Origin of the sequence: Cryobacterium sp. Hb1, from assembly GCF_004403585.1 — a bacterium.
In the GTDB taxonomy this organism is placed as follows: Bacteria; Actinomycetota; Actinomycetes; order Actinomycetales; family Microbacteriaceae; genus Cryobacterium; species Cryobacterium lyxosi.
In genome coordinates this window covers 291,294-316,505 of sequence record NZ_SOHI01000028.1, presented here as the reverse complement: position 1 = coordinate 316,505, position 25,212 = coordinate 291,294, and the positions used below count along the sequence as shown (strand labels likewise).

General features: G+C 65.0%; 22 protein-coding genes. 11 read left to right on the top strand and 11 right to left on the bottom strand.

The annotated features are described in order from the left end of the window. Positions 1-5 precede the first annotated feature (5 nt). Positions 6-242 carry an RNA-binding protein gene (locus E3T38_RS12550; RefSeq protein ID WP_104084343.1) on the bottom strand — a complete coding sequence of 79 codons (237 nt, stop codon included), beginning with the start codon at positions 240-242 and terminating at the stop codon, positions 6-8. A 3-nt stretch (positions 243-245) separates the two neighbouring features. Beyond that, on the bottom strand, positions 246-650 hold the full coding sequence (gene rpsP / locus E3T38_RS12545; protein ID WP_104197691.1) for a 30S ribosomal protein S16: 405 nt from the start codon (positions 648-650) through the stop codon (positions 246-248). A gap of 201 nt (positions 651-851) precedes the next feature. On the opposite strand from rpsP, the gene E3T38_RS12540 reads away from it, so the two are divergent. Further along, the gene (locus tag E3T38_RS12540) at positions 852-1,988 is read left to right on the top strand and encodes a glutamate--cysteine ligase (protein ID WP_134548474.1); all 1,137 of its coding nucleotides are present in this window, start codon (positions 852-854) and stop codon (positions 1,986-1,988) included. Between the two features lie 57 nt (positions 1,989-2,045). On the opposite strand, the gene E3T38_RS12535 is transcribed toward E3T38_RS12540, so the two are convergent. The 5 genes from E3T38_RS12535 to E3T38_RS12515 all read right to left on the bottom strand — a co-directional run bounded on the left by E3T38_RS12535 (position 2,046) and on the right by E3T38_RS12515 (position 7,481). Continuing rightward, a complete protein-coding gene (locus E3T38_RS12535; protein WP_134548473.1) occupies positions 2,046-2,864 on the bottom strand; it encodes an SDR family oxidoreductase in 819 nt (272 codons plus the stop codon). A gap of 341 nt (positions 2,865-3,205) precedes the next feature. Then, complete coding sequence (locus tag E3T38_RS12530) at positions 3,206-3,838, bottom strand: HNH endonuclease family protein (protein WP_134548472.1); 633 nt, start codon at positions 3,836-3,838, stop codon at positions 3,206-3,208. Between the two features lie 358 nt (positions 3,839-4,196). Next, a complete protein-coding gene (locus E3T38_RS12525) occupies positions 4,197-4,985 on the bottom strand; it encodes an LLM class F420-dependent oxidoreductase (RefSeq protein WP_134548471.1) in 789 nt (262 codons plus the stop codon). A gap of 299 nt (positions 4,986-5,284) precedes the next feature. Further along, the gene (gene ffh / locus E3T38_RS12520; protein WP_134548470.1) at positions 5,285-6,874 is read right to left on the bottom strand and encodes a signal recognition particle protein; all 1,590 of its coding nucleotides are present in this window, start codon (positions 6,872-6,874) and stop codon (positions 5,285-5,287) included. Positions 6,875-6,881: 7 nt separating this feature from the next. Continuing rightward, positions 6,882-7,481, bottom strand: coding sequence for a TetR family transcriptional regulator (locus E3T38_RS12515; RefSeq protein ID WP_134548469.1), 600 nt, complete (start codon positions 7,479-7,481; stop codon positions 6,882-6,884). Between the two features lie 60 nt (positions 7,482-7,541). Here E3T38_RS12515 and E3T38_RS12510 point away from each other — a divergent pair, with 60 nt between their 5' ends. Then, positions 7,542-9,065, top strand: a complete 1,524-nt coding sequence (locus E3T38_RS12510; RefSeq protein ID WP_174775238.1) for an MFS transporter — start codon at positions 7,542-7,544, stop codon at positions 9,063-9,065. 95 nt (positions 9,066-9,160) lie between these two features. On the opposite strand, the gene E3T38_RS12505 is transcribed toward E3T38_RS12510, so the two are convergent. Continuing rightward, complete coding sequence (locus E3T38_RS12505) at positions 9,161-9,664, bottom strand: DUF2004 domain-containing protein (protein ID WP_134548467.1); 504 nt, start codon at positions 9,662-9,664, stop codon at positions 9,161-9,163. A gap of 34 nt (positions 9,665-9,698) precedes the next feature. Further along, the gene (ftsY, locus tag E3T38_RS12500; protein ID WP_104126922.1) at positions 9,699-10,574 is read right to left on the bottom strand and encodes a signal recognition particle-docking protein FtsY; all 876 of its coding nucleotides are present in this window, start codon (positions 10,572-10,574) and stop codon (positions 9,699-9,701) included. Between the two features lie 278 nt (positions 10,575-10,852). Here ftsY and E3T38_RS12495 point away from each other — a divergent pair, with 278 nt between their 5' ends. The 9 genes from E3T38_RS12495 to fdxA are packed head-to-tail and all read left to right on the top strand — an operon-like array spanning position 10,853 to position 20,229. Further along, complete coding sequence (locus E3T38_RS12495; protein ID WP_174775243.1) at positions 10,853-12,568, top strand: nitrite/sulfite reductase; 1,716 nt, start codon at positions 10,853-10,855, stop codon at positions 12,566-12,568. Further along, positions 12,565-13,359 (top strand): phosphoadenylyl-sulfate reductase, encoded by a 795-nt coding sequence (locus E3T38_RS12490; protein ID WP_134548466.1) that lies wholly within the window; start codon positions 12,565-12,567, stop codon positions 13,357-13,359. Before E3T38_RS12495 ends, E3T38_RS12490 begins: the two co-directional genes overlap by 4 nt. After that, positions 13,356-14,267 carry a sulfate adenylyltransferase subunit CysD gene (cysD, locus tag E3T38_RS12485; protein WP_174775237.1) on the top strand — a complete coding sequence of 304 codons (912 nt, stop codon included), beginning with the start codon at positions 13,356-13,358 and terminating at the stop codon, positions 14,265-14,267. The genes E3T38_RS12490 and cysD overlap by 4 nt, the downstream gene beginning before the upstream one ends. Continuing rightward, entirely contained in the window at positions 14,267-15,328 is a 1,062-nt protein-coding gene (locus E3T38_RS12480) for an ABC transporter substrate-binding protein (RefSeq protein ID WP_134548464.1), read from the top strand. Before cysD ends, E3T38_RS12480 begins: the two co-directional genes overlap by 1 nt. 3 nt (positions 15,329-15,331) lie before the next feature. Further along, a complete protein-coding gene (locus E3T38_RS12475) occupies positions 15,332-16,744 on the top strand; it encodes a sulfate adenylyltransferase subunit 1 (protein WP_134548463.1) in 1,413 nt (470 codons plus the stop codon). A 35-nt stretch (positions 16,745-16,779) separates the two neighbouring features. After that, entirely contained in the window at positions 16,780-17,547 is a 768-nt protein-coding gene (locus tag E3T38_RS12470) for an ABC transporter ATP-binding protein (RefSeq protein ID WP_241984451.1), read from the top strand. Further along, the gene (locus E3T38_RS12465; RefSeq protein WP_134548461.1) at positions 17,537-18,460 is read left to right on the top strand and encodes an ABC transporter permease; all 924 of its coding nucleotides are present in this window, start codon (positions 17,537-17,539) and stop codon (positions 18,458-18,460) included. The genes E3T38_RS12470 and E3T38_RS12465 overlap by 11 nt, the downstream gene beginning before the upstream one ends. Positions 18,461-18,508: 48 nt before the next feature. After that, positions 18,509-19,909, top strand: coding sequence for an FAD-dependent oxidoreductase (locus E3T38_RS12460; RefSeq protein ID WP_134548460.1), 1,401 nt, complete (start codon positions 18,509-18,511; stop codon positions 19,907-19,909). Then, on the top strand, positions 19,906-20,229 hold the full coding sequence (gene fdxA / locus E3T38_RS12455; protein WP_104126929.1) for a ferredoxin: 324 nt from the start codon (positions 19,906-19,908) through the stop codon (positions 20,227-20,229). Before E3T38_RS12460 ends, fdxA begins: the two co-directional genes overlap by 4 nt. Before the next feature lie 314 nt (positions 20,230-20,543). Here fdxA and E3T38_RS12450 read toward each other — a convergent pair whose 3' ends face one another. Together E3T38_RS12450 and E3T38_RS12445 are read right to left on the bottom strand one after the other, a co-directional pair. Next, positions 20,544-21,101 (bottom strand): HutD family protein, encoded by a 558-nt coding sequence (locus E3T38_RS12450; RefSeq protein ID WP_134548459.1) that lies wholly within the window; start codon positions 21,099-21,101, stop codon positions 20,544-20,546. Between the two features lie 180 nt (positions 21,102-21,281). Beyond that, positions 21,282-24,974 (bottom strand): AAA family ATPase, encoded by a 3,693-nt coding sequence (locus E3T38_RS12445; RefSeq protein ID WP_134548458.1) that lies wholly within the window; start codon positions 24,972-24,974, stop codon positions 21,282-21,284. Between the last annotated feature and the right edge of the window lie 238 nt (positions 24,975-25,212).

Here is a 25,212-nt window from a genome sequence, read left to right as displayed (position 1 = left end):
CTGAACTAGAAATCGGTGTCGACGACGTCGACGCGAACGCGTCGACCATCAGCCAGAGCTGCAACGAGGGTGCGCAGGGCTTTCGCGGTGCGACCAGCACGGCCAATGACCCGGCCGAGATCCTCGGGGTTCACCCGAACCTCGAGCACATCGCCTCTTGCAGAGTTCTTTTCTGCAACGTGCACATCGTCCGGGTGATCAACGATCCCCTTGACGAGATGTTCGAGCGCGGGAGCAAGCAACAGTTACGCCTCTTCGGTTGCTTCGACAGCAACCTCTTCTACCTTGGCGACCGGCTTGTCGGCCTTGGGCTTGAGAACCGGCTTCTTCTTCTCGTCAGCGACGAAAGCAGCCTTCGGTTCCTTCACCTTGACGGTGCTCTTGGCGTTCTTGTCGCCCTTGAAGATTCCCCAGTCGCCGGTGAGCTTGAGGAGTGCAGCAACCTGCTCGGTCGGCTGAGCGCCGACGCTGAGCCAGTACTGCGCACGCTCAGACTTGACCTCGATGACCGAGGGCTCCTCCGTGGGGTGGTAGATGCCGATTTCTTCGATGACACGACCGTCGCGCTTGGTGCGCGCGTCGGCGACGACGATGCGGTAGTACGGTGCACGGATCTTACCCATGCGCTTCAGACGGATTTTGACAGCCACAATTCTCCAGTGTTGATTCGGTGTTTGGCGAACCTTGGGCCGTGAGCGTGGGGGCACACTCGGCATAAGCTCTATAGGATCACGTTGCACCGAGATAGAGGGTCGGGCGCAACGGATCGCGACTAATCATTCTGTCAGAGATTGCTCACATTGTGATAATCGAACCTCAACGGCTTTCACCAGCCCACCCAAGGAGCACCCGTGCCACTTGAATTCGCCCGCTCCGCCCGCTCCACCGTGGGCATCGAGTGGGAGGTCGCCCTCGTCGACCGCAACACCGGCGATCTGGTGCCGATCGCCGATGAGGTACTCGACGCCCTCTGCGGCCCGGACGGCTCGGCGCACCCGACGATCACCGGCGAGCTTCTGCTCAATACGGTCGAGCTGGTTTCCGGCGTACACGACACCGTCCGCCACGCCGTAGCGGATGTCGCCGGCCAACTCCGCGAGGTGCGTCGTGCTCTCGACGGCCGCGAGGTTGACGTGATCTGTAGCGGATCGCATCCGTTTGCGCAGTGGTTCGATCAGACCATCACCGACAAGGCGCGCTATCACAAGCTCATCGACCGCACCCAGTGGTGGGGGCGCAACATGATGATCTGGGGCATCCACGTGCACGTGGGCATCGACGACAAGGCCAAGGTCATTCCGATCATGAACGGCCTGCTGACGTATGTCCCGCACCTGCAGGCGCTGAGCGCGTCGAGCCCGTTTTGGGCTGGCGTTGACACGGGCTATGCCAGCAACCGTTCGCTCATGTTCCAGCAGCTACCGACGGCGGGCCTGCCATGGGACCTGCCCGACTGGGAGGCTTGGGAACGCTATGTCGACGACATGGCGGTGACCGGTATTATCGACGATGTGACCGAGGTGCGCTGGGACATTCGCCCGTCACCGCGCTGGGGCACGATCGAGATTCGCGTCTGCGACGGTGTCTCGACCACCGAGGAGCTCGGCGCAATCGCCGCGTTCATCCAGTGCCTGGTCGAATGGATGTCCACCCGCCTCGACGCGGGAGAAGACGTACCGCGCATGCAACCGTGGTTCGTGCGCGAGAACAAGTGGCGTGCGGCCCGCTATGGACTCGACGCTGAGATCATCCTCGATGCGGCCGGCACCGAGCGTCTTGTAACCGATGACGTACGTCACCTCATCGAGATTCTCTCCCCCGTGGCCGAGCGGCTCGACTGCCTGCCGGAGCTGCAGGGTCTCCACCGCATCATCGACGACGGCGGCAGCTATCAACGACAGCTCGCCGTGGCTGCCGCCAACGAGGGCAGCCTGCCCGCTGTCGTTACGGCGCTCAGCCACGAACTCGCGCAGGGGCTCGGCAGCTAGTGCAGTTTCAACGGGCAGGCGCCGTTCACCGTTTATCGCGGGGGCTGGCCTGACTACTCAGTTGCCGTGTGCCTCGATCGAAACCGGCTGCCATTCGTTCCACGTCGCCAATCGGGACTCGTAGTCCTTGGTCGCGATGCCCAAGGGTGCCTTGCCGAAAAAGATGCGCAGTGGCGGCTTCTGGGCATCGACGACCTTGAGGATCGCGCCGCGGGTGGCCTTCGGGTCACCGGGATCGTTCGCAGAGGGACGACTCGCCGCTGCCTGTCGCACATCGGCGTACTCCGCCATCTCATCGCTACGCGAGGCGGATGGGCCCGACCAGTCGGTTGAGAAACCGCCAGGTTCCACCAGAGTCACGTTGATACCGAAGCCCGCGACCTCCTGGGAGAGTGACTGCGAGAAGCCCTCGAGTGCCCACTTCGACGCATGGTAGATACCGACGGTGGGAAACGCGCTGATACCGCCGATGCTTGACACCTGGATGATGTGACCCGAACCCTGCTTGCGCATGACCGGCACCGCTGCCTGTGTGATCCAGAGCGCGCCGAACAGGTTTGTCTCGATTTGTGCTCGGGCCTCGTCTTCGGTCAACTCCTCGACCATGCCGAAATGACCGTAGCCAGCGTTGTTGATGACGATATCGAGCTGGCCGAAGTGCTCAGCTGCCTTCTGCACGGCCGCGAAATCCGCATCCCGGTCCGTGACGTCGAGCCGGATCGGCAAAAAAGTATCCGGGTACTTCTCAACGAGAGCATCCAGAGTTTCCAGTTTTCGTGCGGTGCCTGCGACGCTGTCGCCACGCTCGAGCGCAGCTTCCGTCCACTCGCGGCCAAAGCCCTTGGACGCGCCCGTAATGAACCAAGTCTTGCTCATGGGTATGTTCCTTTCAATGGATGACCTAGACGGTAACGTTCGACGAGGGCATACACTTCCCACCCGCACGGGTCGTCCGGTGTCACTCTCGCGCCCTGACCGTTCTCCTGGTGGCGAACCTACTACGCAACCGGTCGCCGGCATCCTCAGCGTTGATTCGGCTTCGGAGCCGGATGTACTCAGGCGTTGATCATCCTGGATGCGGCCGGCGCCGAATGTCTCGTGACGGATGACGTGCGTCGCCTGATCGAGATTCTTGGTGCAGCGCTATGGTGTCGTCGCGATTTACGCCCTCGCCATCGCCGTTGCCACCGTCGTGTTCGTTGACATCGTCTGGGCCGTCAGCAGGTTGCCAGCATGGACTTGATCGCCGCCTTTTCAGCGGAGTCCATGGACAGCCCCCACCCGTACTTTACGTGCACAACATGCTTGGCGTAGGTGCAGTGGTACGACGCCAGCGGCGGCTGCCACTCCGCCGCGTCCCTATCGGACTTAGACGCGTTGACGTTGTCGGTGACGGCGATGAGCTGACCGTCGCTCAGGCTGTTGGCGAACTGCTGACGCTTGCTCGTTGTCCAGGTCGACGCTCCGGACCCCCAAGCCTCAGACAATGCCACGACGTGGTCGATGTCGACATCCGATGACGCATAGTTCCAGGCACCGTCATAGACGGAGTACCAGCTTCCCGAGGTCGCTGAACAGGTCGAGCTGGTCACGACGTCGACGCCATCGCGCTGGAGCACTATCTCTCGTGTGTCGCAGCTACCGGACTGCGTGGACCAGTGCGGGAATAAATCTCGGGAGTACCCGGCCGAACCCGTCTCGGCCTTGATGGCGATCGTGGCGAGCTCGCTGTTGATGGTGCTGAGCGCCGGCGGGTCCGGCGGGGAGGCGAACGCCGGAGTGGCCGTCAGATGAGTCGCCGCAACGACAAGTGCACCAATCAGTAGCAGGGCGGGGGGCAAACGTGTCATCGAGACTCCTCGGATCGACCGTGAATCAGAAGACATCGATTCATCGGATTGCTTTAATACTCTCGGTCAGCAGGTCTTTACCGCAGGCCATTCAGGTGAACGCTAGGCAGCCATCGCGCGACGGCCGGTTCGGAGCACCGGCCGCGTCATATCGGCAAGCAGCACTCCACCTGTGCGTGACGTGGCCTCCAAGCATGATCTCGAGCAGCGCGGCGCCCCGCGTGACAATGTCAATGACGGTCCTCCCCGCCGAGCGCTGCAGCGAGTTCAGCAGCCCTCAGGAAAACACGCGGTTCGCGTACAGGCGTCCGTTGACGATGGCGGCATCCACGTGCTGAATCGGTCAGGGCGTGCGTGCTCAGGCGTTCTTGGAGTCGCGCCAGGCCAGCCAGTCGGTGGCGGGCACCAGGTCGTAGACGGGGCCGGAGATTCCCACCGTGAACAAGCGCGTGCCGAGGTCGAAAAGTGCGTCCGCGTCAGCGATGGTACGCCCGCTCAGCTCGGTGGATAATTCAATTTCGGTGATATCCCGGCCGACTTCGTCGCACCAGGCGCTGAGCACGCCGAGCTTGTGTTCGAGGACCTCGGGGTTGGAGAAGGAATGCCAGATGTCGGCGTGCTGGGCGACGATGCGCAGGGTTTTCTTCTCGCCGCCGCCGCCGATGAGCACGGGGATGTCGCGGGTCGGCGGCGGGTTGATTTTGGCCCAGCGGGCCTCGATGCGATTGAGGCTGTCGTCGAGTGCGTTCAACCGGGTGCCGGGCGTGCCGAATTCATAGCCGTACTCCTGATAGTCGCGCTCGAACCAGCCGGCGCCGGTGCCGAAGATGAAGCGTCCGCCGCTGATGTGGTCGATCGTGCGCGCCATGTCGGCCTGCAGATCAGCGTTGCGGTAGCTGTTGCAGTTCACCAGGGCGCCGAATTCAAGGGTCGTGGTCTGCTCGGCCCAGGCGGCAAGGATGGTCCAGGACTCGAAGTGCAGGCCGCCTGGCTCACCGCTGAGCGGAAAGAAGTGGTCCCAGTTGAAAGCGATATCGAACCCGCGCGTCTCGACATCCGTGAGCGTGTCCCGAATCTTTGAGTACTCTGCGTGTTGAGGGGCGATCTGCACGCCGATGCGCACCTGTCGGTTCGTCGTTGAAGTCACGTGTCCAGCCTAGGGCCGCGCCCGGGCCGTGACCCGGGACTGGACGCATCCAGATCGCGCAGCATGCGCTTCGGGCCCACCGTGTGCACCTGGGCCCAGTTTACAAACTGGGCCCGTGGACGGGGCCCGGGCCCAGTCCACAGGTCACCGCCGGACACCCACGCCGCGGCTCATGCGGCGGTCCGGCGCTCGAACTGGGTTCGGGCCCACCTTATGAACCCGGGCCCAGTTTACAAACTGGGCCCGGGGACGGGGCCCAGGCCCCGTCCAGAGAGAGGCGCGTGCAGGGGGCGCGCGGACTACCGGCCGAGCATTTTCTGCAGCGCGGCCATTTCCTCTTCGGTGGGGCCGCCGGCCTTGCCCTTGCCGGGCTGGGCGCCGGAGCCGAGACCGAAGCCGGATCCGGCGGCATCCGCTGAAGCAGTCTCACTGGCCGGCTTGACTCCCGAGGCAATCGCGGCGTTCTCGGCGGCACGCTTGGCGGGGTTGCCCGATTTTGACCCCTTCTTCTTCTGCGCCACCTTGGGCTTACCGCCGTAGCCGGCGCCGGGGATCGGTCCCATGCCGGGAATGTTGGGCATTCCGCCCTTGGCGACGGTCTTCATCATCTTGGCGGCCTGCTCGAAGCGCTGCACGAGCTGGTTGACCTCGGTGACACTCGAGCCCGAGCCCCGGGCGATACGCAGGCGGCGGGAGCCGTTGAGCAGCTTCGGAGTGGTGCGTTCGAGCTTGGTCATCGACTGGATGATGGCCTCGGTGCGCACGATCTCGCGCTCGTCGAAGTTCTCGAGCTGGGCCTTCATAGCGCCGGCGCCGGGCAACATGCTCATCATCTTCTTGATCGAGCCCATGTTGCGCAGTTGCTGCATCTGGCCGAGGAAGTCGTCAAGGGTGAAGGTGTCGGTCGCGAATTTCTCGGCAACCTTGCGGGCCTCATCCTCGTCGAACGCGCCCTGCGCCTGCTCGATCAGGGTGAGGATGTCACCGAGGTCGAGGATGCGGCCGGCCATACGGTCGGGGTGGAACGGCTCGAAGTCGTCGAGCCCTTCACCGGTGGAGGCGAACATGATCGGGCGGCCGGTAAGGCTCGCGACCGAAAGGGCCGCGCCACCGCGGGCGTCGCCGTCGAGCTTGGTGAGCACGACGCCGGTGAAGTCGACGCCATCCTGGAACGCCTTCGCCGTTGCGACCGCGTCCTGGCCGATCATGGCATCGATGACGAAGAGCACCTCGTCGGGATCGATCGCCTTGCGGATGTTGGCCGCTTGCTTCATGAGCTCGGCATCGACGCCGAGCCGGCCAGCGGTGTCGACGATGACGACGTCGTGCACCTTCTGCAGGGCGTACTTCACGCCGTCGCGGGCAACCTTGACCGGGTCGCCGACGCCGTTACCGGGCTCAGGCGCGTACACGGCGACGCCGGCTTGCCGGGCGACGACCTCAAGCTGGGTGACCGCGTTGGGGCGCTGCAGGTCGGCAGCCACCAGTAGGGGGGTGTGGCCGTCTTTGGCGAGCCACTTGGCGAGCTTGCCGGCGAGGGTGGTCTTACCGGCGCCCTGCAGGCCGGCGAGCATGATGATGGTCGGCGGTTTCTTGGCGAATTCCAACCGACGCTGTTGGCCGCCGAGAATCGTGATGAGTTCGTCGTTGACGATCTGTACGACCTGCTGGGCCGGGTTCAGCGCCTTACTGACCTCGTCGCCTAAGGCGCGCTCCCGAACCTTGCCGGTGAAATCCTTGACGACCTCGAGGGCGACGTCGGCGTCGAGCAGTGCGCGGCGAATCTCCCGAACAGTGCCGTCGACATCCGCTGCGCTGAGCTTGCCCTTGGTGCGGAGGTTTTTGAACGTCTCGGCAAGACGATCTGAGAGGTTTCCAAAAGTTGCCATAGTGGCGTCAGTTTATCGCAGGCGTTGCGCTCGGTGCGATCAGCCGTTCGACCGCACGGATGACGTTGGCGCGCCGGACTGCTATGGCCACCGAGTCGAAACCGCCGCCGTGCGTCAGCATCGCGCCGGGCTCGTGCACCCAGGCCGAGGCGATACCGAAGACGAGAGTCATGAGCTGCGCCGGCTCCCACGATGCATCGACCCGTCCGGCGGCCTGGGCCAAACGGATGCGGCGCACCTGTTCGTCTCGGTAGCCGAGCATGACTTCCAGGGCCGGCAGCCAGGTACCGTCGGTTTCGAGGCGCGCCCAATCGATCATGCGCAGATGGTCGCCGTGGAGCATCGCGTGGTCGAACAGCGCTCCCGCGAAGGCCGGGACATCATTGTCAGTCAGCACAGCGTCACTCGAAAACTCGCGCAGATTAAGCTCCAGAACCTCGAGGAAGAGTTGTTTCTTGTCGGAGTAGTACGCGTAGAGGCGTTCCTTGCTGGCCGACGCAGTCTTGGCGATGCGGTCGATGCGCGCTCCGGCGAGGCCGTGAGCGGCGAATTCCGCGCGCGCAGCCTCGAGAATCCGGGTCTGTGGGTCTACTCCGCCTCGTGCCATACCCTTGACTATAACCAATAATTTATAAAACGAACTAGTTCGTTCGGTATAATGACCCCTATGCCGACCCCACGATTTCGCACCGATCCACCCAGTACCGCCCCGGCCTCGCTGGCCGCCGCGTCATCCGCTTCCACTGATCCGCCAGCCGCCAACCCCCGCCGGTGGTGGCTACTCGCCATTGTGGCGCTCGCCCAGCTCACCGTCGTGCTGGACGGCACCATTGTGAACATCGCGCTTCCCCAAGCCCAGATCACGCTCGGCATGAGTGACGGCGACCGTACCTGGGTCGTCACTCTCTACTCGCTGGTGTTCGGCGCGCTGCTGCTGCTCGGCGGGCGCATCGCCGACTTCTGGGGCCGCAAACGCTCCTTCATCGTGGGCATGGCCGGGTTCGCCATCGCTTCGGCCATCGGCGGTGCTGCGCAGAACACCGGGGAGCTACTGGCTGCTCGTGGTCTGCAGGGGCTGTTCGCAGCCTTACTCGCTCCCGCCTCGCTCGCCCTACTCACCGTGAATTTTCCCGGCGGCAAGGACCGCATCAAGGCCTTTGCCCTCTACGGCGCAATCGCCGGCGGTGGCGCGGCCGTTGGCCTCATTCTCGGCGGCGTGCTCACCGAGTATGCGAGCTGGCGCTGGTGCCTGTTCGTGAACGTGCCGATCGCGATCGTCGCGATTGCGGCCGCCCTTCCGGTGATCCGGGAAAGTAAGGCGCTCGGCAACACCCGGTATGACGTGCCGGGGGCCGTTCTCGTGGCGTTCGGTCTCGGATCCCTCGTCTTCGGCTTCGCACAGGCCGAGAATGGCTGGGGCAGCTGGCCCGTGCTCCTCTGCCTCCCGCTCGGACTGGTGCTGCTGGCACTGTTCGTGTTTGTGGAGAGCCGGTCCAATCATCCGCTTCTGCCGTTGCGCATTATCGTCGACAAGGTGCGCGGCGGAGCCTTTCTCACCGCTTTGCTTTCCGGCGCTGCGCTTCTTGGCGGACTGCTTTTTCTCACGCTGTATTTTCAGATCGTGCTGGGATACACCCCGATCCAGTCCGGTCTCGCTTCCCTGCCGATGACGGCGACGATCATGATCGGTGCGGGGGTGCTGTCAAAGTTTCTGGCCAGCACCGGCGTACGCATTCCAATGACTGTCGGCCCGGTCGTCGGAGCAGCCGGCCTGCTCTGGCTGACCGGCATCACGGTGGGCGGAAACTATGCGCTGGAGGTGCTGCCCGGGCTCATTCTGCTCGGAACCGGCCTCGCCCTGATCTTCGTGCCTCTTCAAAACGTGGCCCTGTCCGGAATTGCCGAACACGACGCCGGCGCGGCAAGCGCCGCCGTGACGGCCATGCAGCAGATCGGCGGCTCGCTCGGAACCGCGCTGTTCACCGCGCTCTATACGGCCGCCGTGAGTTCCTATCTGGTCGGCAAGGTGCCCTCACCGGCCGCACAGTTCGGCGCGCTCGTGAGCGGCTACCAGTCCGCGTTTCTGTGGGCGGCCATCATCATCTTTGCGGCGGCGCCCATTGCATTCTTCCTGGTACGCCCGCACAGGGACGATCTGCTCGGCACGGAGCCCGCTGTGCACCTGGGGTAGCACGGCAGGCGGCCCGCGCACGCTCGCGGCCCACCTTATGAACGCGGGCCCAGTTTATAAACTGGGCCCGCGGACGGGGCCCGGGCCCCGTTCAATCAGCTGTCCAGGGCAACCAGGACGGTGTCGCCATGCACGTCGATCGTCACGACGAGCAGTCCGTCGGAATCGTCGGGACTGATGGCATATTCGAGCACCGCGAAGTGCGCCTCGCTGCCGGCGTGATGCGGGTGAAAGCTGATGCGCTGCAGGCGCAGCGAGCGCAGGAAGTCAATCTGCTGGTCGCCGGAATCCCAGATGATGGCGTTTTCGATCGCTTCCTGGTCCATCTCGTCGAGCTGCTCACCGATGTACTGGCTCGTCACCGACACCTCGGCCGACAGGTCGGCCACGAGGGATTCGCGCACCTGGGAGTCGAGGTCCTCCATCGAGCCGATCATCGCAGCAGCAATGTCGAGCGCCTCGGTGGTCACCGAATCTTCATCGGGCGAACTGAGATCGACTTCGACGCTCTGGTCGCCGAGCTCGGCGGCGTCCGACCAGTACACCTCTCCTTCGTCTTCGTCGCCGAGAATTCCAAAGAAATCGTGTTCAATGCTCATGCTGGTCTCACTGTCTCTTGAATGTAATAGTCGATCAGCCGACGAGTTTCTGGGCGAACACGTGCGGGGTGAAACCGGTGAGGTCGTTGATGCCTTCACCCTGTCCAACCAGTTTGATCGGAATGCCGGTCTTCTCCTGGACCGCCAGCACGAAGCCGCCACGGGCTGAGCCGTCTAGCTTGGTCAGCACGAGCCCGGTCACCCCGGCGTGCTCGATGAACGCTTCGGCCTGGGCCAGCCCGTTCTGGCCGGTCGTCGCGTCGAGTACGAGCAGCACCTCGGCGATCGGCCCCTGCTTCTCCACCACCCGCCGAATCTTCGTGAGCTCGTCCATCAGGCCGCCCTTGGTCTGAAGCCGCCCGGCGGTGTCGATGAGCACGATTTCAATGCCCTCGTTCTTCGCCTTCTCCACGGTCTGAAAAGCGACGGATGCCGGATCCTGGCCGGTCATCTGCGGTTTCACGATCTGCGCCTCGGCGCGCTCGGCCCAGGTCGCCAGCTGTTCGACAGCGCCGGCCCGGAATGTGTCAGCAGCGCCGATGACAACGCTGCGACCGTAGGTATGGAGAAACTTTGCGAACTTGCCGATCGTCGTGGTCTTGCCGACGCCGTTGACGCCGACGACGAGCACGACGGCCGGCCGATCGGAGAGCGTGAGGGTGGAGTCGAGAACCGAGAGCCGCTCTTCGATGCCTTCGCGCAGCATCCGCTGAAGGTCAGTCGGGTCGGTCGTGTTGTATTTGGCGACCTTGGCACGCAGGTCGGCGATGACCGCTTCGGTGACATTCGGGCCGAAATCGGCTTTCAGCAGGGCGTCCTCGAGGTCGTCCCAGGTGTCGGCGTCGATGGTCTTCTTTGCGAACATTCCGCGCAGTGCGCCAGAGAGGGACCAGGGGGTTCGTTCAGCCATGTGCCTAGCCTACGGGGACGCCGCCGCCTTCTGCGCGGCGAGGGACGCGACCAGTCCGCAGCATGCCAGCTGCCGACCGAACACTCAAGCGGTTCCGCGCAACCTGTGTGACGCCGCGTGACAGTGTGTGACAGCGCATGACCAGCTCACCGCGCCCCCATTCGTGCGGCGCAGTAGCGTGAGAGTCGTTGCTTCGGTTCGTGAACCCCGGGGCAGCGCCGCAAACCGAGGGAGCCCACGTGCCGAACGAATCCGAGACGGTGCACAGCGAAACGGCCGTGGCCGCGAATGCACCGGTCGCGACCAAGCTGCCCGCAGCCCGTCCGCCGCGGCCTTCAACCCGCCCGAACGGCCAGTGGAAGATAGACGGCACCGAACCGCTCAACGGCAACGAGGTCTGGAAGCAGATCGACAACGGCCTCGCTGTACGTGGCCGTATCGAAGAAATCTATTCCAAGCAGGGGTTCGATTCCATTGACGGCACCGACCTGCACGGCCGTTTTCGCTGGTGGGGCCTCTACACCCAGCGCAAGCCCGGCATCGACGGTGGCAGGACTGCCACCCTCGAGCCGGAAGAACTCGAAGACCGCTACTTCATGCTGCGGGTGCGCATCGACGGCGGCCAGCTCACCACCGAACAGACCCGCGTGATCGGTGAGGTCTCCCGCGACTTCGGCCGCGACACAGCCGACATCACCGACCGCCAGAATATTCAGCTGCACTGGATCCAGATCGAGGACATGCCCGAAATCTGGCGCCGTCTCGAAGCCGTCGGCCTGGAAACCACCCAGGCCTGCGGCGACGTACCCCGCGTCTTCCTCGGCTCCCCCGTGGCCGGAATCGCTGCCGACGAACTCATCGACCCCACCGAAGCCATCGCCGAAATCGCCCGTAAGTACCTCGGCACCGACGAATTCGCCAACCTGCCCCGCAAATTCAAGACGGCCATCACCGGCCACCCGAGCCAGGATGTCGTGCACGAGATCAATGACATCGGTCTCGTAGCCGTCGACCACCCCGAGCTCGGCATCGGCTATGACCTGTGGGTAGGCGGCGCCCTCAGCACCACTCCGCGCTTCGCCGAACGGCTCGGTGCCTTCGTAGCGGAAGACCGAGTATCCGAGGTGTGGCGCGGCGTCACCTCGATCTTTCGGGACTACGGCTACCGTCGCCTCCGCGGCAAAGCACGCCTGAAGTTTCTACTCGCCGAATGGGGCACCGAGAAATTCCGTCGCATTCTCGAAGACGAATACCTCGGCTACCCCCTGCCAGACGGGCCCGCTGCGCCGCGCCCGAAGACGCAGGGTGACCACATCGGTGTGCACAAACAGAAGGACGGCCGCTTCTACATCGGTGTGGCCCCCTTCGTCGGCCGAGTCTCCGGCCAAACCCTCATCCGCCTCGCCGACCTGCTCGAAACCTACGGCTCGAGGAGGCTGCGCACGACCCCGCACCAGAAGATCGTGGTGCTCGACGTGGCAGAGGAGCACGTGGAGCCGCTCATCGCGGCCCTCGACGAGATCGGGCTGTCGGCCCGCCCCAGCCTGTTCCGCCGCTCCACCGTCGCCTGCACCGGCATCGAATTCTGCAAGCTGGCCATCGTCGAAACCAAACAGACGGCAACGGATGCCATCCTCGAGCTCGAACAACGCCTCGCCACGATCGAGGCCCCGCACCCGATCACCCTGCACGTCAACGGCTGCCCCAACTCCTGCGCCCGCATTCAGACAGCGGATATCGGGTTGAAAGGCCAGTTGCTGCCGGATGGCAACGGCGGTTCCACTCCGGGCTTCCAGGTGCACCTGGGCGGCGGTCTCGCCTCGGTCGATCGCGAAGAAGCCGGCCTCGGCCGCACCGTGCGTGGCCTCAAGGTCACCGCCGAGAACCTCACCGACTACGTCGAACGCCTCGTGCTGCGCTTTCTGGCCGCCCGCAGCGCCGACGAAACTTTTGCGCAGTGGGCACACCGCGCCGATGAAGAGGACCTCAAATGAGCGCTGTCAACCTGAACGCCACGATACGCCAGACCCGCGCCGCCACGTATCCCGCCCGCGACCTGCCGCCGCGTCGATCGGGCGTCGAGCTTCAGGCCCTCGCCGAAGCCGGCTCCATTGAACTCGCAGCGGCCGCTGCCGCCAACAACCGTGAGGCCACCGCCGCCGAGGTCGTGGCCTGGGTCGCCCGCAATTTCGGCGTCGGCTCTGTCGCCGTGGCCTGCTCCATGGCCGACGCGGTGCTGCCCGAGATCGTGTCGCAGCAGCTGCCCGGCGTCGACGTGCTCTTTCTCGACACCGGGTATCACTTCGCCGAGACCTATGCGACCCGCGACGCGGTAGCTGCCGCCCTGCCGGTAACGATTGTCGACGTGTTGCCGCTGACGACGGTGCCGGAGCAGGATGCCCTGCACGGCGCCGAACTCTTTGCCCGCGACGCGAACGCCTGCTGCGCGATGCGCAAGGTCGAACCGCTACAGAGGTCGCTCAGCGGCTACGAGCTGTGGTTCACCGGTGTGCGCCGGGACGAAGCACCCACCCGCGCCAACACGCCGCTGGTGACCTGGGACGAACGCAACGGCTTGGTGAAGGTGAACCCGGTTGCCGCCTGGAGCTATGACGAGCTCATGGACTACGCCACCGAACACCAAGTTCCCGTGAACATATTGCTCTCCCAGGGCTATCCCTCCATTGGTTGCGCCCCGTGCACCCAGCCCGTCGCGGCTGGTGCTGACCCCCGTTCCGGCCGCTGGGCCACCCTCGAGAAGACAGAATGCGGGCTCCACCTATGACGATCGCAACTTCACACCGCCTCTCCGAACTTGACGTGCTCGAGAGCGAAGCGATCCACATTATTCGCGAGGTCGTCGCCGAGTTCGAACGCCCCGTACTGCTGTTCAGCGGCGGCAAGGACTCCGTCGTCGTACTGCACCTCGCCGCGAAGGCGTTCTGGCCTGGCAAGATTCCGTTCTCGTTGCTGCATGTGGACACCGGCCACAACTTTCCCGAAGTGCTCGAGTTTCGCGACAAGACCGTCGCCGCGCACGGCGTACGTTTGACCGTCGCCAAGGTCGAGGATTACATCGCCGACGGCCGCCTGGCGGAACGCGCCGACGGCACCCGCAACCCCCTGCAGACCCTCCCGCTGCTCGACGCCATTGCAGCCGGTCGGCACGACGCGGTCTTCGGCGGCGCCCGTCGCGACGAAGATAAAGCGCGCGCGAAGGAGCGCATCCTCTCGCTACGCGATGAGTTCGGGCAGTGGGACCCGCGCAACCAACGCCCCGAACTGTGGAACCTCTACAACGGCCGCCACACCGTGGGCCAGCACGTTCGCGCCTTTCCGATCAGTAACTGGACCGAACTCAACGTCTGGCGCTACATCGAACGCGAGAACATCGAACTACCCCCGCTCTACTACGCCCACGAGCGTGAGGTGTACCGCCGCGACGACATGTGGCGTGCCGTCGGCCCGGTCAGCCCGGCACGAGTCGACGAGACCGTCGAAGTTCGCACCGTGCGCTACCGCACGGTGGGCGATATGAGCTGCACCGGCGCGGTCGACTCGGCAGCAGTATCCGTCTCCGACGTCGTGCGCGAGGTGGGAGTGAGCACCATCACCGAACGCGGCGCGACCCGCGCCGACGACCGCATCTCCGAGGCCGCCATGGAAGACCGCAAAAAGGAAGGATATTTCTAATGAAGAATTCGCTCCGTTTGGGCGCCCTCATGCTGGGAACGTCACTTCTGCTCAGTGGATGCGCCGCCACGGCCAGCACCGAGCCCGCAACCGACCAGGGTCCCGCCGCCGAACTTCGCCTCGGCTACTTCGACAACGTCACCCACGCCGCGGCGCTCGTCGGGCTGCAGAAGGGCTACTTCGCGGATGCCCTCGGCGACACGAAACTGAGCACCCAGATTTTCAGCGCTGGCCCGGCGGCCGTTGAGGCACTCAGCGCCGGCGCCATCGACGCCGCGTACATCGGCCCGAGCCCCGCCGTGAACACGTTCATTCAAAGCGCCGGCCAGTCGGCCGTTATCGTGGCCGGAGCCACGAGCGGCGGGGCTGCGCTCGTGGTGCGAGACGGCATCGACAGCCCGGCCGACCTGGCCGGCACGATCCTCGCCACTCCGCAGTTGGGCAACACCCAGGATGTCGCCCTGCGATCCTGGCTCGGCGACAAGGGTTACGAAACCAGCACAACCGGCGGCGGCGACGTCACGGTGTCCCCCACCGATAACGCGCAGACTCTCACCCTGTTCCAGAGCGGCAAGATCGACGGCGCCTGGCTGCCTGAACCCTGGGTCTCCCGGCTTGTGCTCGAAGGCGGCGGCCACGTTCTGGTCAATGAAGCCGACCTCTGGGACAACGGCGATTTTCCCACCACCGTACTGCTGGTGCGCAAGGCCTTTCTCGAGGAACACCCGGACACGGTGAGGTCCCTGCTCGACGGGCACGTCACCGCCGTGGACTGGCTCACCCAGAACCCGGCCGACGCCCCGGCCGTCATCAACGCTCAGCTCACGGCCGACACCGGCAAGGCTCTCGCCGACGATGTTCTGGCTCGCGCCCTGACCGAAGTGAAATTCACTGTCGACCCGCTCGCCACGACCTTTCCAGTGTCGCTGAGCGAGGCGGTCAAGGTCGGCACCGCCAAGGACGGCGACCTGAACGGCCTGTTCAACGTGACGCTGCTCAACGCCGTACTGGCCGAACGCTCTGAAGGACCGGTCTCGGCCGGCGGATTGGGAACGGAATAACAGATGACCCTCACCATTGACCCCCAGGCCAGCACCGAAAACGACATTGTCGCCGCTCCCGAAGGCACCCTCTTTCGCTTCGCAACGGCTGGTTCCGTCGACGACGGCAAGTCCACCCTGGTGGGCCGACTGCTGCACGACTCGAAGGCGATCCTGGCCGACCAGCTCGAAGCGGTCACCCGCACCTCCACCGAACGCGGCTTCGGCGGCGAGAGCGGCGGCATCGACTTCGCCCTCCTGACCGACGGCTTGCGCGCCGAACGTGAACAGGGCATCACCATTGACGTGGCCTACCGCTACTTCGCAACGCCCGCGCGGTCCTTCATCCTCGCGGACTGCCCCGGCCACGTGCAGTACACCCGCAACATGGTCACCGGCGCCACCACAGCGGATGCCGTCATCATGCTCATCGACGCCCGCAAGGGGGTGCTCGAGCAGACGCGCCGGCACCTCAGCGTCGTCGCGCTGCTGCGGGTACCGCACGTGATCGTCGCGGTCAACAAGATCGATCTGCTGGACTACGACGAGGCCGCCTACCGAGAGGTGGAGGCATCCGTTCGTCTCGTCACCGCCGAACTCGGAATCGCTGAGGTTCTCGTGATTCCAGTGTCGGCACTGGTCGGCGACAACGTCGTCGACCGCTCAGAGCGCACGCCCTGGTACGCCGGGCCGAGCCTGCTTGAACTGCTGGAGACGCTCAGCGTGATCGATGACCTCGACGCATCTGGGCGGACCTCCGAGGCATTCCGGCTGCCCGTGCAGCTCGTACTGCGCCCGCAGGGCGCTGTCGTCGTGGCCCCCGAGCTCGCCGACTCCTACCGCGACTATCGGGCCTATGCTGGCCAGGTCGCGAGCGGCAGCATCAAGGTGGGTGACACCGTCAGCGTTGAACCCGGCGGCGGCACCAGCACCGTCACCAGCATCGACTTCGCCGGGGTATTTCTCGACGAAGCCTTCGCGCCGCAGTCGGTCGCCCTGCAGCTGGCCGACAATCTCGACATTGCCCGCGGCGCCATCATCGCAGCGCTGGACACCCTGCCGCCTCTTACCCGCACGCTCGAAGCCGACCTGTTCTGGCTCGACCCGCGCCCGCTCGCTCCGGGCGCCCGAGTTCTGGTGAAGTTCGGCACGACCGTGGTGCAGGCCCTGGTCAGTGAGGTCACCGGTCGGCTCGACCTGACGACGCTCGGCGTCGAACCGGCGACAAACCTGGCCGTGAACGATATCGGGCAGGCCAGCATCCGCTTATCGCGCGATCTGCCCGTGGAACGCTACGTGCAGAACCGCCGTTCGGGCGCTTTTCTCGTGATTCACCCGCAGGACGGCGCAACCCTCGCCGCCGGTATCGTCACCGCGCCGGGCGAGCCCACCCGGGCCGGCGATGGCTCGGGCGCCGGGTCGGACGTGTCGCCGTGACCTCCCCCGCACGCACGTCAGTCGTGACAGCACCCGTGCAGACCACTGAACCGGCCGTCGCCCCTGGGCGAGCCGCAATCGCGATCGAGTCCCTCGGTAAGCGCTACGGCACCGGCCCACTCGTGCTCGACGATATCAACCTCTCGATCGAGGCCGGCCAGTTCGTCTGCCTGCTCGGTGCGAGCGGATGCGGCAAGTCCACCCTGCTCAACATCATCGCCGGCCTCGAGAAGCCGACGGAGGGCGCAGTGACCGTGGCGAGCGGTAAAGCCGCCGTCATGTTCCAGGACGCCGCTCTGTTTCCCTGGCTGACCGCCGGCCGCAACGTGGAGCTCGCCCTGAAACTGCGCGGGGTGCCGCGCAAAGCGCGGGGAGCAGCGGCACTCGAACTGCTTGATCTGGTCAACCTGGCCGATGCCGCCGACAAGCGCCCGCACGAGCTCTCCGGCGGCATGCGGCAGCGGGTCGCGCTGGCTCGTTCGCTGGCGCAGGACCGCAAGGTGCTGCTCATGGACGAACCGTTCGCCGCCCTCGACGCCATCACCCGGGACCTGCTGCACGAAGAGCTCGAACGGGTGTGGCGCCAGACCGGCCGCACCATCGTCTTCGTCACCCACAACGTGCGGGAAGCGGCCCGGTTAGGCGAACGAATTCTGCTGATGTCGTCGCGCCCCGGCCGCATCGTCAACGAGTGGACCATCACCGATACCGGCTCCCGCCGAATCGAATCCCCCGAGGTAGCTCGTCTGGGCGACGAGATCACCGGTCAGCTGCGAGAGGAGATCCGCCGAAATGCCGCTTGACGCTCGAATTGACACCACCCCTGCCGCACCGCACACACCCGATCCCGGCCACGACGAATTTCGTCGCCTCGAAGCTGGCCTGGATTCGTTGCAGGCCGTCCCCGAAACGCCCCGCGGAGCTTTCCGCCGCACCGTCGACGGTGTCCTGCCACCGATTCTGCTGCTCATCGCCCTCGTCGCGGCCTGGCAGGTCTACATACTTATCGCCAAACCGCGGCCGGACCTGATCCCCGGGCCGTTCGACGTGTTCGGCGCCCTGGCCAGCGCATGGTCGAGTGAGCGCCTGCAGCTCGCGGTCGCGACGAGCCTCGAACGCGGCGGCCTCGGCTTTCTGATCGCCGTCGCTATCGGCACCCCGATCGGGCTGCTGCTGGCTGAATGCCGCCCGGTACGACGGGCCGTCGGCCCACTGTTGTCTGGTCTGCAGGTGCTGCCCTCGGTCGCGTGGGTGCCGGCCGCGATCATCTGGTTCGGCCTCACCGATGCCACGGTGTACTTCGTCATCCTGATGGGCGCCGTCCCCTCGATCGCCAACGGACTCGTGTCCGGTGTCGACCAGATTCCGCCGCAGCTTCGCCGCGTCGGCACCGTACTCGGCGCCTCCCGGTTCGAAATGGCGACCCTCGTCGTGCTTCCGGCCGCGCTGCCCGGTTATTTCTCCGGCCTCAAGCAGGGCTGGGCTTTCGCGTGGCGTTCGTTGATGGCCGCGGAGATCATCACGACCGGCGGTACGATCGGATTCGGCCTCGGTACAATGCTTAACCAGAGCCGCGAACTGGCCGACCTCGCGGGCGTGCTCGCAACGATCCTGGTGATTCTGTTCGTCGGGATACTGGTCGAACTGGTGTTTTTCGCTCCGATCGAGCGTCGCCTGTTGCGCCGCCGCGGGCTCATGGCCGCCGGCTTGCGTTGAACCGCGCGCATCCACTTTTCTCCCCTGTTCTCTTGTGAAAGGCCCGTTATGACCCCCGCTTCTTCTGCCCTGCGTGTTGCCATCATCGGCGCCGGCCCAGCCGGCATCTACGCCGGCAACATTCTGAATCGGCTCGTGGTCGAGGCGGGCCACACCGTGGCCATCGACTTGTTCGATGCGCTGCCCGCACCATACGGGCTGATTCGCTACGGCGTCGCCCCCGACCACCCGCGCATCAAGGGCATCGTCAAGTCGTTGCAGGAGATGCTCGACGCAGGCACGACTCGCTTCATCGGCAACGTCACGTACGGCACCGACCTGAACCTCGCCGATCTGCGCGAGCACTACCATGCGGTCATTTTCGCGACCGGCGCCATTCTCGATGCCCCACTCGTCATTCCCGGCATCGACCTGCCCGGCTCGTTCGGCGCCGCCGACTTCGTCTCCTGGTACGACGGGCACCCCGACGTACCGCTGGAATGGCCACTCGACGCAACCGACGTGGCGGTCATCGGCAACGGCAACGTCGCCCTGGATGTGGCTCGCATTCTCGCCAAGCACGCCGACGACCTGCTCACGACCGACATTCCCGCGTCGGTCTACGCCGGCCTTGCCGGGTCTCCGGTCACCGACGTGCACGTATTCGGTCGTCGCGGACCGTCACAGGTCAAATTCACCCCGATCGAACTGCGTGAACTCGCTGACATTCCCGATGTCGACCTCGTGGTCTATGCCGAGGATTTCACGCCCGACTCACACAGCGAACAGCTCGTCGCCAGCAACAACCAGGTCAAGATCATGACCCGCACGCTGAACGGATGGCTCACCAAGGCTCCCCTGGGCGCCTCGCGTCGCCTGCACCTGCATTTTCTGCACGCGCCGGTCGAAGTGTACGGAGACGGTCGGGTAGAAGGAATCCGTTTTGAACGCACCGAACACACCGGAGACGGCGGGGTGCGGGCGACCGGGCAGGTCGTCGACTACCCGGTACAGGCCGTCTATCGCGCGGTCGGCTACCGGGGAAGCGCGCTCACCGAGGTACCGTTCGACGTCGTTCGCGGTGTCATTCCCAACGACGGCGGGCGGGTGCTCGACGCAGCCGGCGACGCGATCGCGGGACTGTACGCCACCGGGTGGATCAAGCGCGGCCCGGTCGGCCTCATCGGTCATACCAAGGGCGATGCCCTCGAGACCGTGACCCGGCTTGTGGCCGACCTGCCCGTGCTCGTATCCCGTGCAACGGTCGATCAGGGCACAGATATGATTCTGGCGCTGCTCACGGACCGCGGCGTGGAGTACACCACCTGGGCTGGATGGCGCGCCCTCGACGCGCACGAGCAGTTGCTCGGCAGCCAGGATCTGGTCACCCCCGGCCGGGAGCGGATCAAGGTCGTTTCCCGGGCCGAACAGGTCGCCATTTCTCGTGTGGAAGCGTTGTCGGCCCTGTGACGTATGTGATCGCTCTTCCGTGCGTTGATGTCAAAGATCGTGCCTGCATCGATGAATGCCCGGTGGACTGCATTTATGAGGGCGAACGCTCCCTCTATATCCATCCGGACGAGTGCGTCGACTGCGGCGCCTGCGAACCGGTCTGCCCGGTCGAAGCCATCTACTACGAAGATGACCTGCCCGAACAGTGGTCCGACTACTACAAAGCCAACGTCGAATTCTTCGACGACATCGGCTCCCCCGGCGGAGCCGCCAAAATCGGCGTCCTCGCCAAGGACCACCCCGTCATCTCCGCACTGCCACCACAGGGGGCCGAGTAGCTCGGACTGGGTAGTCACGCGTGCCAGTCAACACGCGAAATCGACGACATGCCGGACATGACCGTGCGAGCGCGCACGGTCATGTTCTCCCGGCGATGATCACCTTGCACCGGGTTCTTCACTACGACGTATCGATCCGTCGAATGTGCTGCTCATCGTGACGAACCGCACGTTGGTCGCAAAAACCTCCATGGCACGGGCCGGTTAAGATCTAGTCGACACCGTTGCTGTCCGTGGCACCAGAATCATCGATATCGGGAAACGCTGTAGCCTCGCAACTGCTGATCTTCACGTCACGGATACTGAGCAGCCTGTCAGGCCAGAACCGCTTCCAGCGTGATGACGGCGAGGAATCCCCGGCCGAGTACCTCCGGGGCCGGATCGTCGCCGCGCACGGTGTCGAGGATACTCAAGTTGGCCTCCTCACCATTGGCGGTCACGACGGCATTGCCCTTCAGCAGCAGGGCGAATTGATCGCTGAACACCGGGTGGGGACGTTTCTTCGACAGCTCGACGATCGACAGAAAGCCCTTGTACGCTCCCCGCCTCGCCATCACGTTCAAATCTTTTGTATCGCCGACCGGCAAGGCGGAGCTGGTAACGCTGTCACCGGAAAACCGGAATGGCCGGTACTGTTCCATGGCGTGCTCTTCACCATCGACGGTCACGACCATCAGCTCGCCTTCGATCACCGTGAGGATGCGGTCCACCCCTGGAAAAGTAGAAAAGTCGCCGGCCGCGGTCACGTCAGCGATGCTGATGCGCCAGTCGAAGTCCACCGCGCCGTCGGGGAAAGATGCCACCTCGCGGCTGGTGCCGCCGCCGTTTTGCCAGGGTACGGGCCGAAGAGCGGCATATCGAATAATGCGCATGATTTCGAGTTTAGGTCAGCAGACAACACGAAACCAGTTCACACTCAAGCAATGAGCTCTGGCGACCGCAGCTCGTCCACCACTGAGAAGTTCGGAAACAACGATCAGTCCACGAGCACCGATCAGTCCACGAACACCGATCAGTCCACGAACACCGAACTCCCAGCACACACCGAGCGGTCAGGACGCCGCGGCACGCTCCCGCTGGTCGGCACGGGCGCCGACGCGCTGGCCCACGACGGCGCTGACCCCGTCTTGCCGCATGCTGACACCGTAGAGGGCATCCGCTATCTCCATGGTGCGTTTCTGGTGCGTGATCACGATGAGTTGGCTGGTTTCGCGCAGGTCTTCAAAGATGGTCAGCAGCCGGCCGAGGTTGGCATCATCAAGGGCCGCTTCGACCTCGTCCATGATGTAGAAGGGGCTCGGGCGGGCCTTGAAAATGGCGATCAGGAGCGCCACGGCGGCGAGCGAGCGTTCGCCACCCGAGAGCAGGGAGAGTCGTTCGATCTTTTTACCGGCCGGCTTCACCGACACCTCGATGCCGGTCGTGAGCACGTCATCGGGGTTGGTGAGCCAGATGCTGCCGCTGCCGCCGGGAAACAGCACCGGGAATACCTCGGCAAAGGCCGCCTGGGTGTCATCGAATGCGGAGGAGAAGATGGTCTGCATCTTTTCGTCGATGTCGGCGATGATGGTCAGCAGGTCGCTGCGGGTCTCGGTGAGGTCGGTGAGTTGTTCCGTGAGAAACCGGTGCCGTTGCTCGAGTGCCGCGAATTCTTCAAGGGCGAGCGGGTTGACCCGGCCGAGCTGACCGAGCTTGCGTTCAGCAGCCGCGAACCGTTTCAGTTGTTCGGCCCGATCGAAGCGAATACCGTCACTGGGGCCGTCATGGGCGCTGGCGCCGTCTTCGCTGGCACCGTCTTCGCTGGCACCGTCTTCGCTGGCACCGTCTTCGCTGGTGTGGTGTTCGCTGGTATGGCTTTCGTCCCGAACACTGTCCCGGGCGCTTGCACCGATACCCGCACCATCAGGCGGAATGACCTGGTCCGGCCCATATTCGGTGACGAGCACGTCTTCGGTGAGCCCCAGTTCGCTTCCGGCGCGTTCGAGCAGGGCCGAGAGTTGCAGTTTCTTCTCGTAGATCTCGAGTTCGAGGCCGTGCACCTTCTCGGTGATCGACGCGAGCCGCTCGCGCAGGGCGTTCTCGTCACGACGCAGCTGCTGAAGTTCAGTGTTCTGGCTGGCCCGTTCGGTTTCGGCGCTCGCCAGTTGAAGCCTCGCCTCAGCGGCGGAGCGATCCGCCGCGGCGAGCACAGCCGGAAGTGCCGTGGCGACCCGGGACGCGGCATCCACTTGGCGCCGACGAACGACGGCGCGGCGAGCCGCGACGGCGGCGGCGCTGCGGTCGGCCTCGAGACGATGGGCGAGGGTCGTGGCGTGCGCTTCGCCAGTGCGCACCCGCTCGCGGGCGGTTTCCCCCTGCAGCCGAGTCTCGATCTCGGTCTCGCGGGCGGCTTCAAGTTCGGTGTACAACGCGTCGCGCAGGGTCACGTCAAGGATGGGCCGTGGCCGTGACCGGGCGGTGTCGAGGGCAGCTGCTGCCCGTGCGGCGACGGCCTCCGCTTCGGTGACGGCGCTACTTGCGAGCTGCAACGCGGCAGAGACCCGATCGACGTCGGCGGTGGTGGCGTCCGCTTGCACCAAGAGTCGCCCACGTCGTTCGGTCACGGTGGCGAGCCGCGTTTCACAGGCGCGCAGGGCCGCCCGTGCACTGACGGACTGCTCTTTGTGCGCCTGCAGCAGTGTGCGCTGTTCGGTGAAGTCGAACCGCGCGCGTTCGATCTGCGAGGTGACGGCCGCGAGTTTCTCGGCGGCGCTATCGCGTTCGGCGACGAGTTCGAGCCTGCTCTGCCTGGCGCCGGACCCTCCGCGCACGACCCACGGGCTCAGCACCTCTCCGGAGAGGGTGATGAGGGTGATGCCGTTCGGCAGCTGTGCGGCGCTGGCGACGGCGAGATCGTCGGCGATGACGGTCTGGGCGAGCAGCCCACGTACGCCGGCCGGGCCGTCGATGACCGAGTTCGCCCAGCGGATGCCCACCCGCGCGCCCAGTTCATCAACTGGCGCTGAAGGGTCATCGGAATCGGCGCTGGCAGGGTCGTTGGCATCTGCATCGGCCACGATCAGTTCGATCCGCCCATAGTCGTCGCGTTCGGCCTGCATGATCGCGGCGAGTGCGGCGTCGCGGTTATCGGCAAGCACGGCGTCGGCGAGGGAACCGAGCGCGGCAGCGATCGCCGCTTCGAACCCCGGCTGCACCCGCACGTGGTCGGCCACGAGGCCGCGAATGCCTGCTAGCTGCGCGGCGAGCACCGCCGATGAGCCATCTTTCTGATCGAGGGCGAGGGAAAACGCACCCTGTCGGGCTGCCTGGGCGTCGCGTTCCCGCTCGTGCCGGTGGAGGTCATCGCGAAGGCGCTCCACCTCGGCCTCAACGTGCTGCACCGCGGTTTGTGCCAGTTCAAAAGCCTCGGACAGGTCGCCCGAGTCGGGTTCTCCGGCGGGCACGTCCGCTGGCAGTTCATCGAGCTGCTGCTGTGCTTTTCGGCTGCGGTCCATCGCGTCGCCCTGAGCATTCTGCTGCCGCAACTGCTCACCGCGCACGGCAGTGAGCCGCGACGCCGCCGCCTCCGATTGGCCGGTCAGGTGCGAGATTTCGAGGTCGTGCCGAGAGACGAGTGCTGCCTGCGCCGCGATGTCTTCGTCGACCGCGTCGAGCCGCGACCGGGCCGCCGCACTCTGCTCGCGCGCGGTGTCTGAGGCGATTTGGGCTGTCCCAATGCCCGCACGCAACTGCTCAACCTCATCGGCGGCCTCCGCCAGCATGGTCGGGGTGACACTCGATACGAGTCCGGTCGACTCCGCCTGCGATCCCAGCAGGGCCAGTCGCTGATTGGCGAGGGTGAACAATCCACGCAGGCGTTCCTGCACCGACTCGAGTCCGTGACTGGTGCGGCGAGCCCGGTCGACGGCATCACCGATTTGAGTGAGCTCAAGCCGCTGCGCTCGGTCCTGTTTCTGCGAGAGCTGTTCCTGGAGCACGATCCGCTCGGTGTGCCGTTCACTCTCGGTGCGGTCATGGATGTCGAGTGCGGTGCGCAGCGCCACGACGTCGTCGGCGAGCAGGCGGGCGCGCGCGTCGCGGACGATGGCAGCGATGGTCTGCGCTTCCCGGGCGATTTCGGCCTGGTGTCCGAGCGGCTTGAGCTGGCGCCGAATCTCTCCGGCAAGGTCGCTCAGCCTCGTGAGGTTGGTCTGCATCGCATCAAGCTTGCGCAGGGTCTTCTCCTTGCGGCGCCGGTGCTTGAGAATACCGGCGGCCTCCTCGATAAAACCTCGGCGTTCCTCCGGGCTCGCGCGCAGCACAGCGTCGAGCTGTCCCTGCCCGACGATGACGTGCATCTCCCGGCCCAGGCCAGAGTCACTGAGCAGTTCTTGCACGTCGAGCAGCCGGCAGGTACGCCCGTTGATGGCGTACTCGCTTGCGCCGTTGCGAAACAGTGTGCGCGAAATAGTGACTTCGGAGTAGTCGATCGGCAGGGCGCCGTCGGTGTTGTCGATGGTGAGGATGACCTCGGCCCGGCCGAGCGGACCGCGGGTGGACGTGCCTGCGAAGATGACGTCCTCCATCTTTCCACCGCGCAGGGTTTTCACGCCCTGCTCGCCCATTACCCAGGCCAGCGCGTCGACGACGTTGGACTTGCCCGAGCCGTTCGGGCCTACAACGCAGGTGACGCCGGGTTCGAAAGCGAACGTCGTCGGCTGCGCGAACGATTTGAAGCCCTTGAGGGTGAGGCTCTTCAAATACAACAGAAACCCTTTCGGTTGTCGGCCGCGAATACTCGTCTCGGCGTTGATCCAACGCTACCGTGACCCACCGACACGGGCCGGGACATCCGCTGATCGCACAGTGTGGCGTGAACACTTCGGTCGCTCGGATTACTGTGGCGCAGAATGCGGGGCTTGTCGATCGCCGAACTCGTCATTTCGCTTGGGACTACCGCCCAGCTGGCTCGACCCTGAGGCGATGGCCGCGCTACGTGACGTC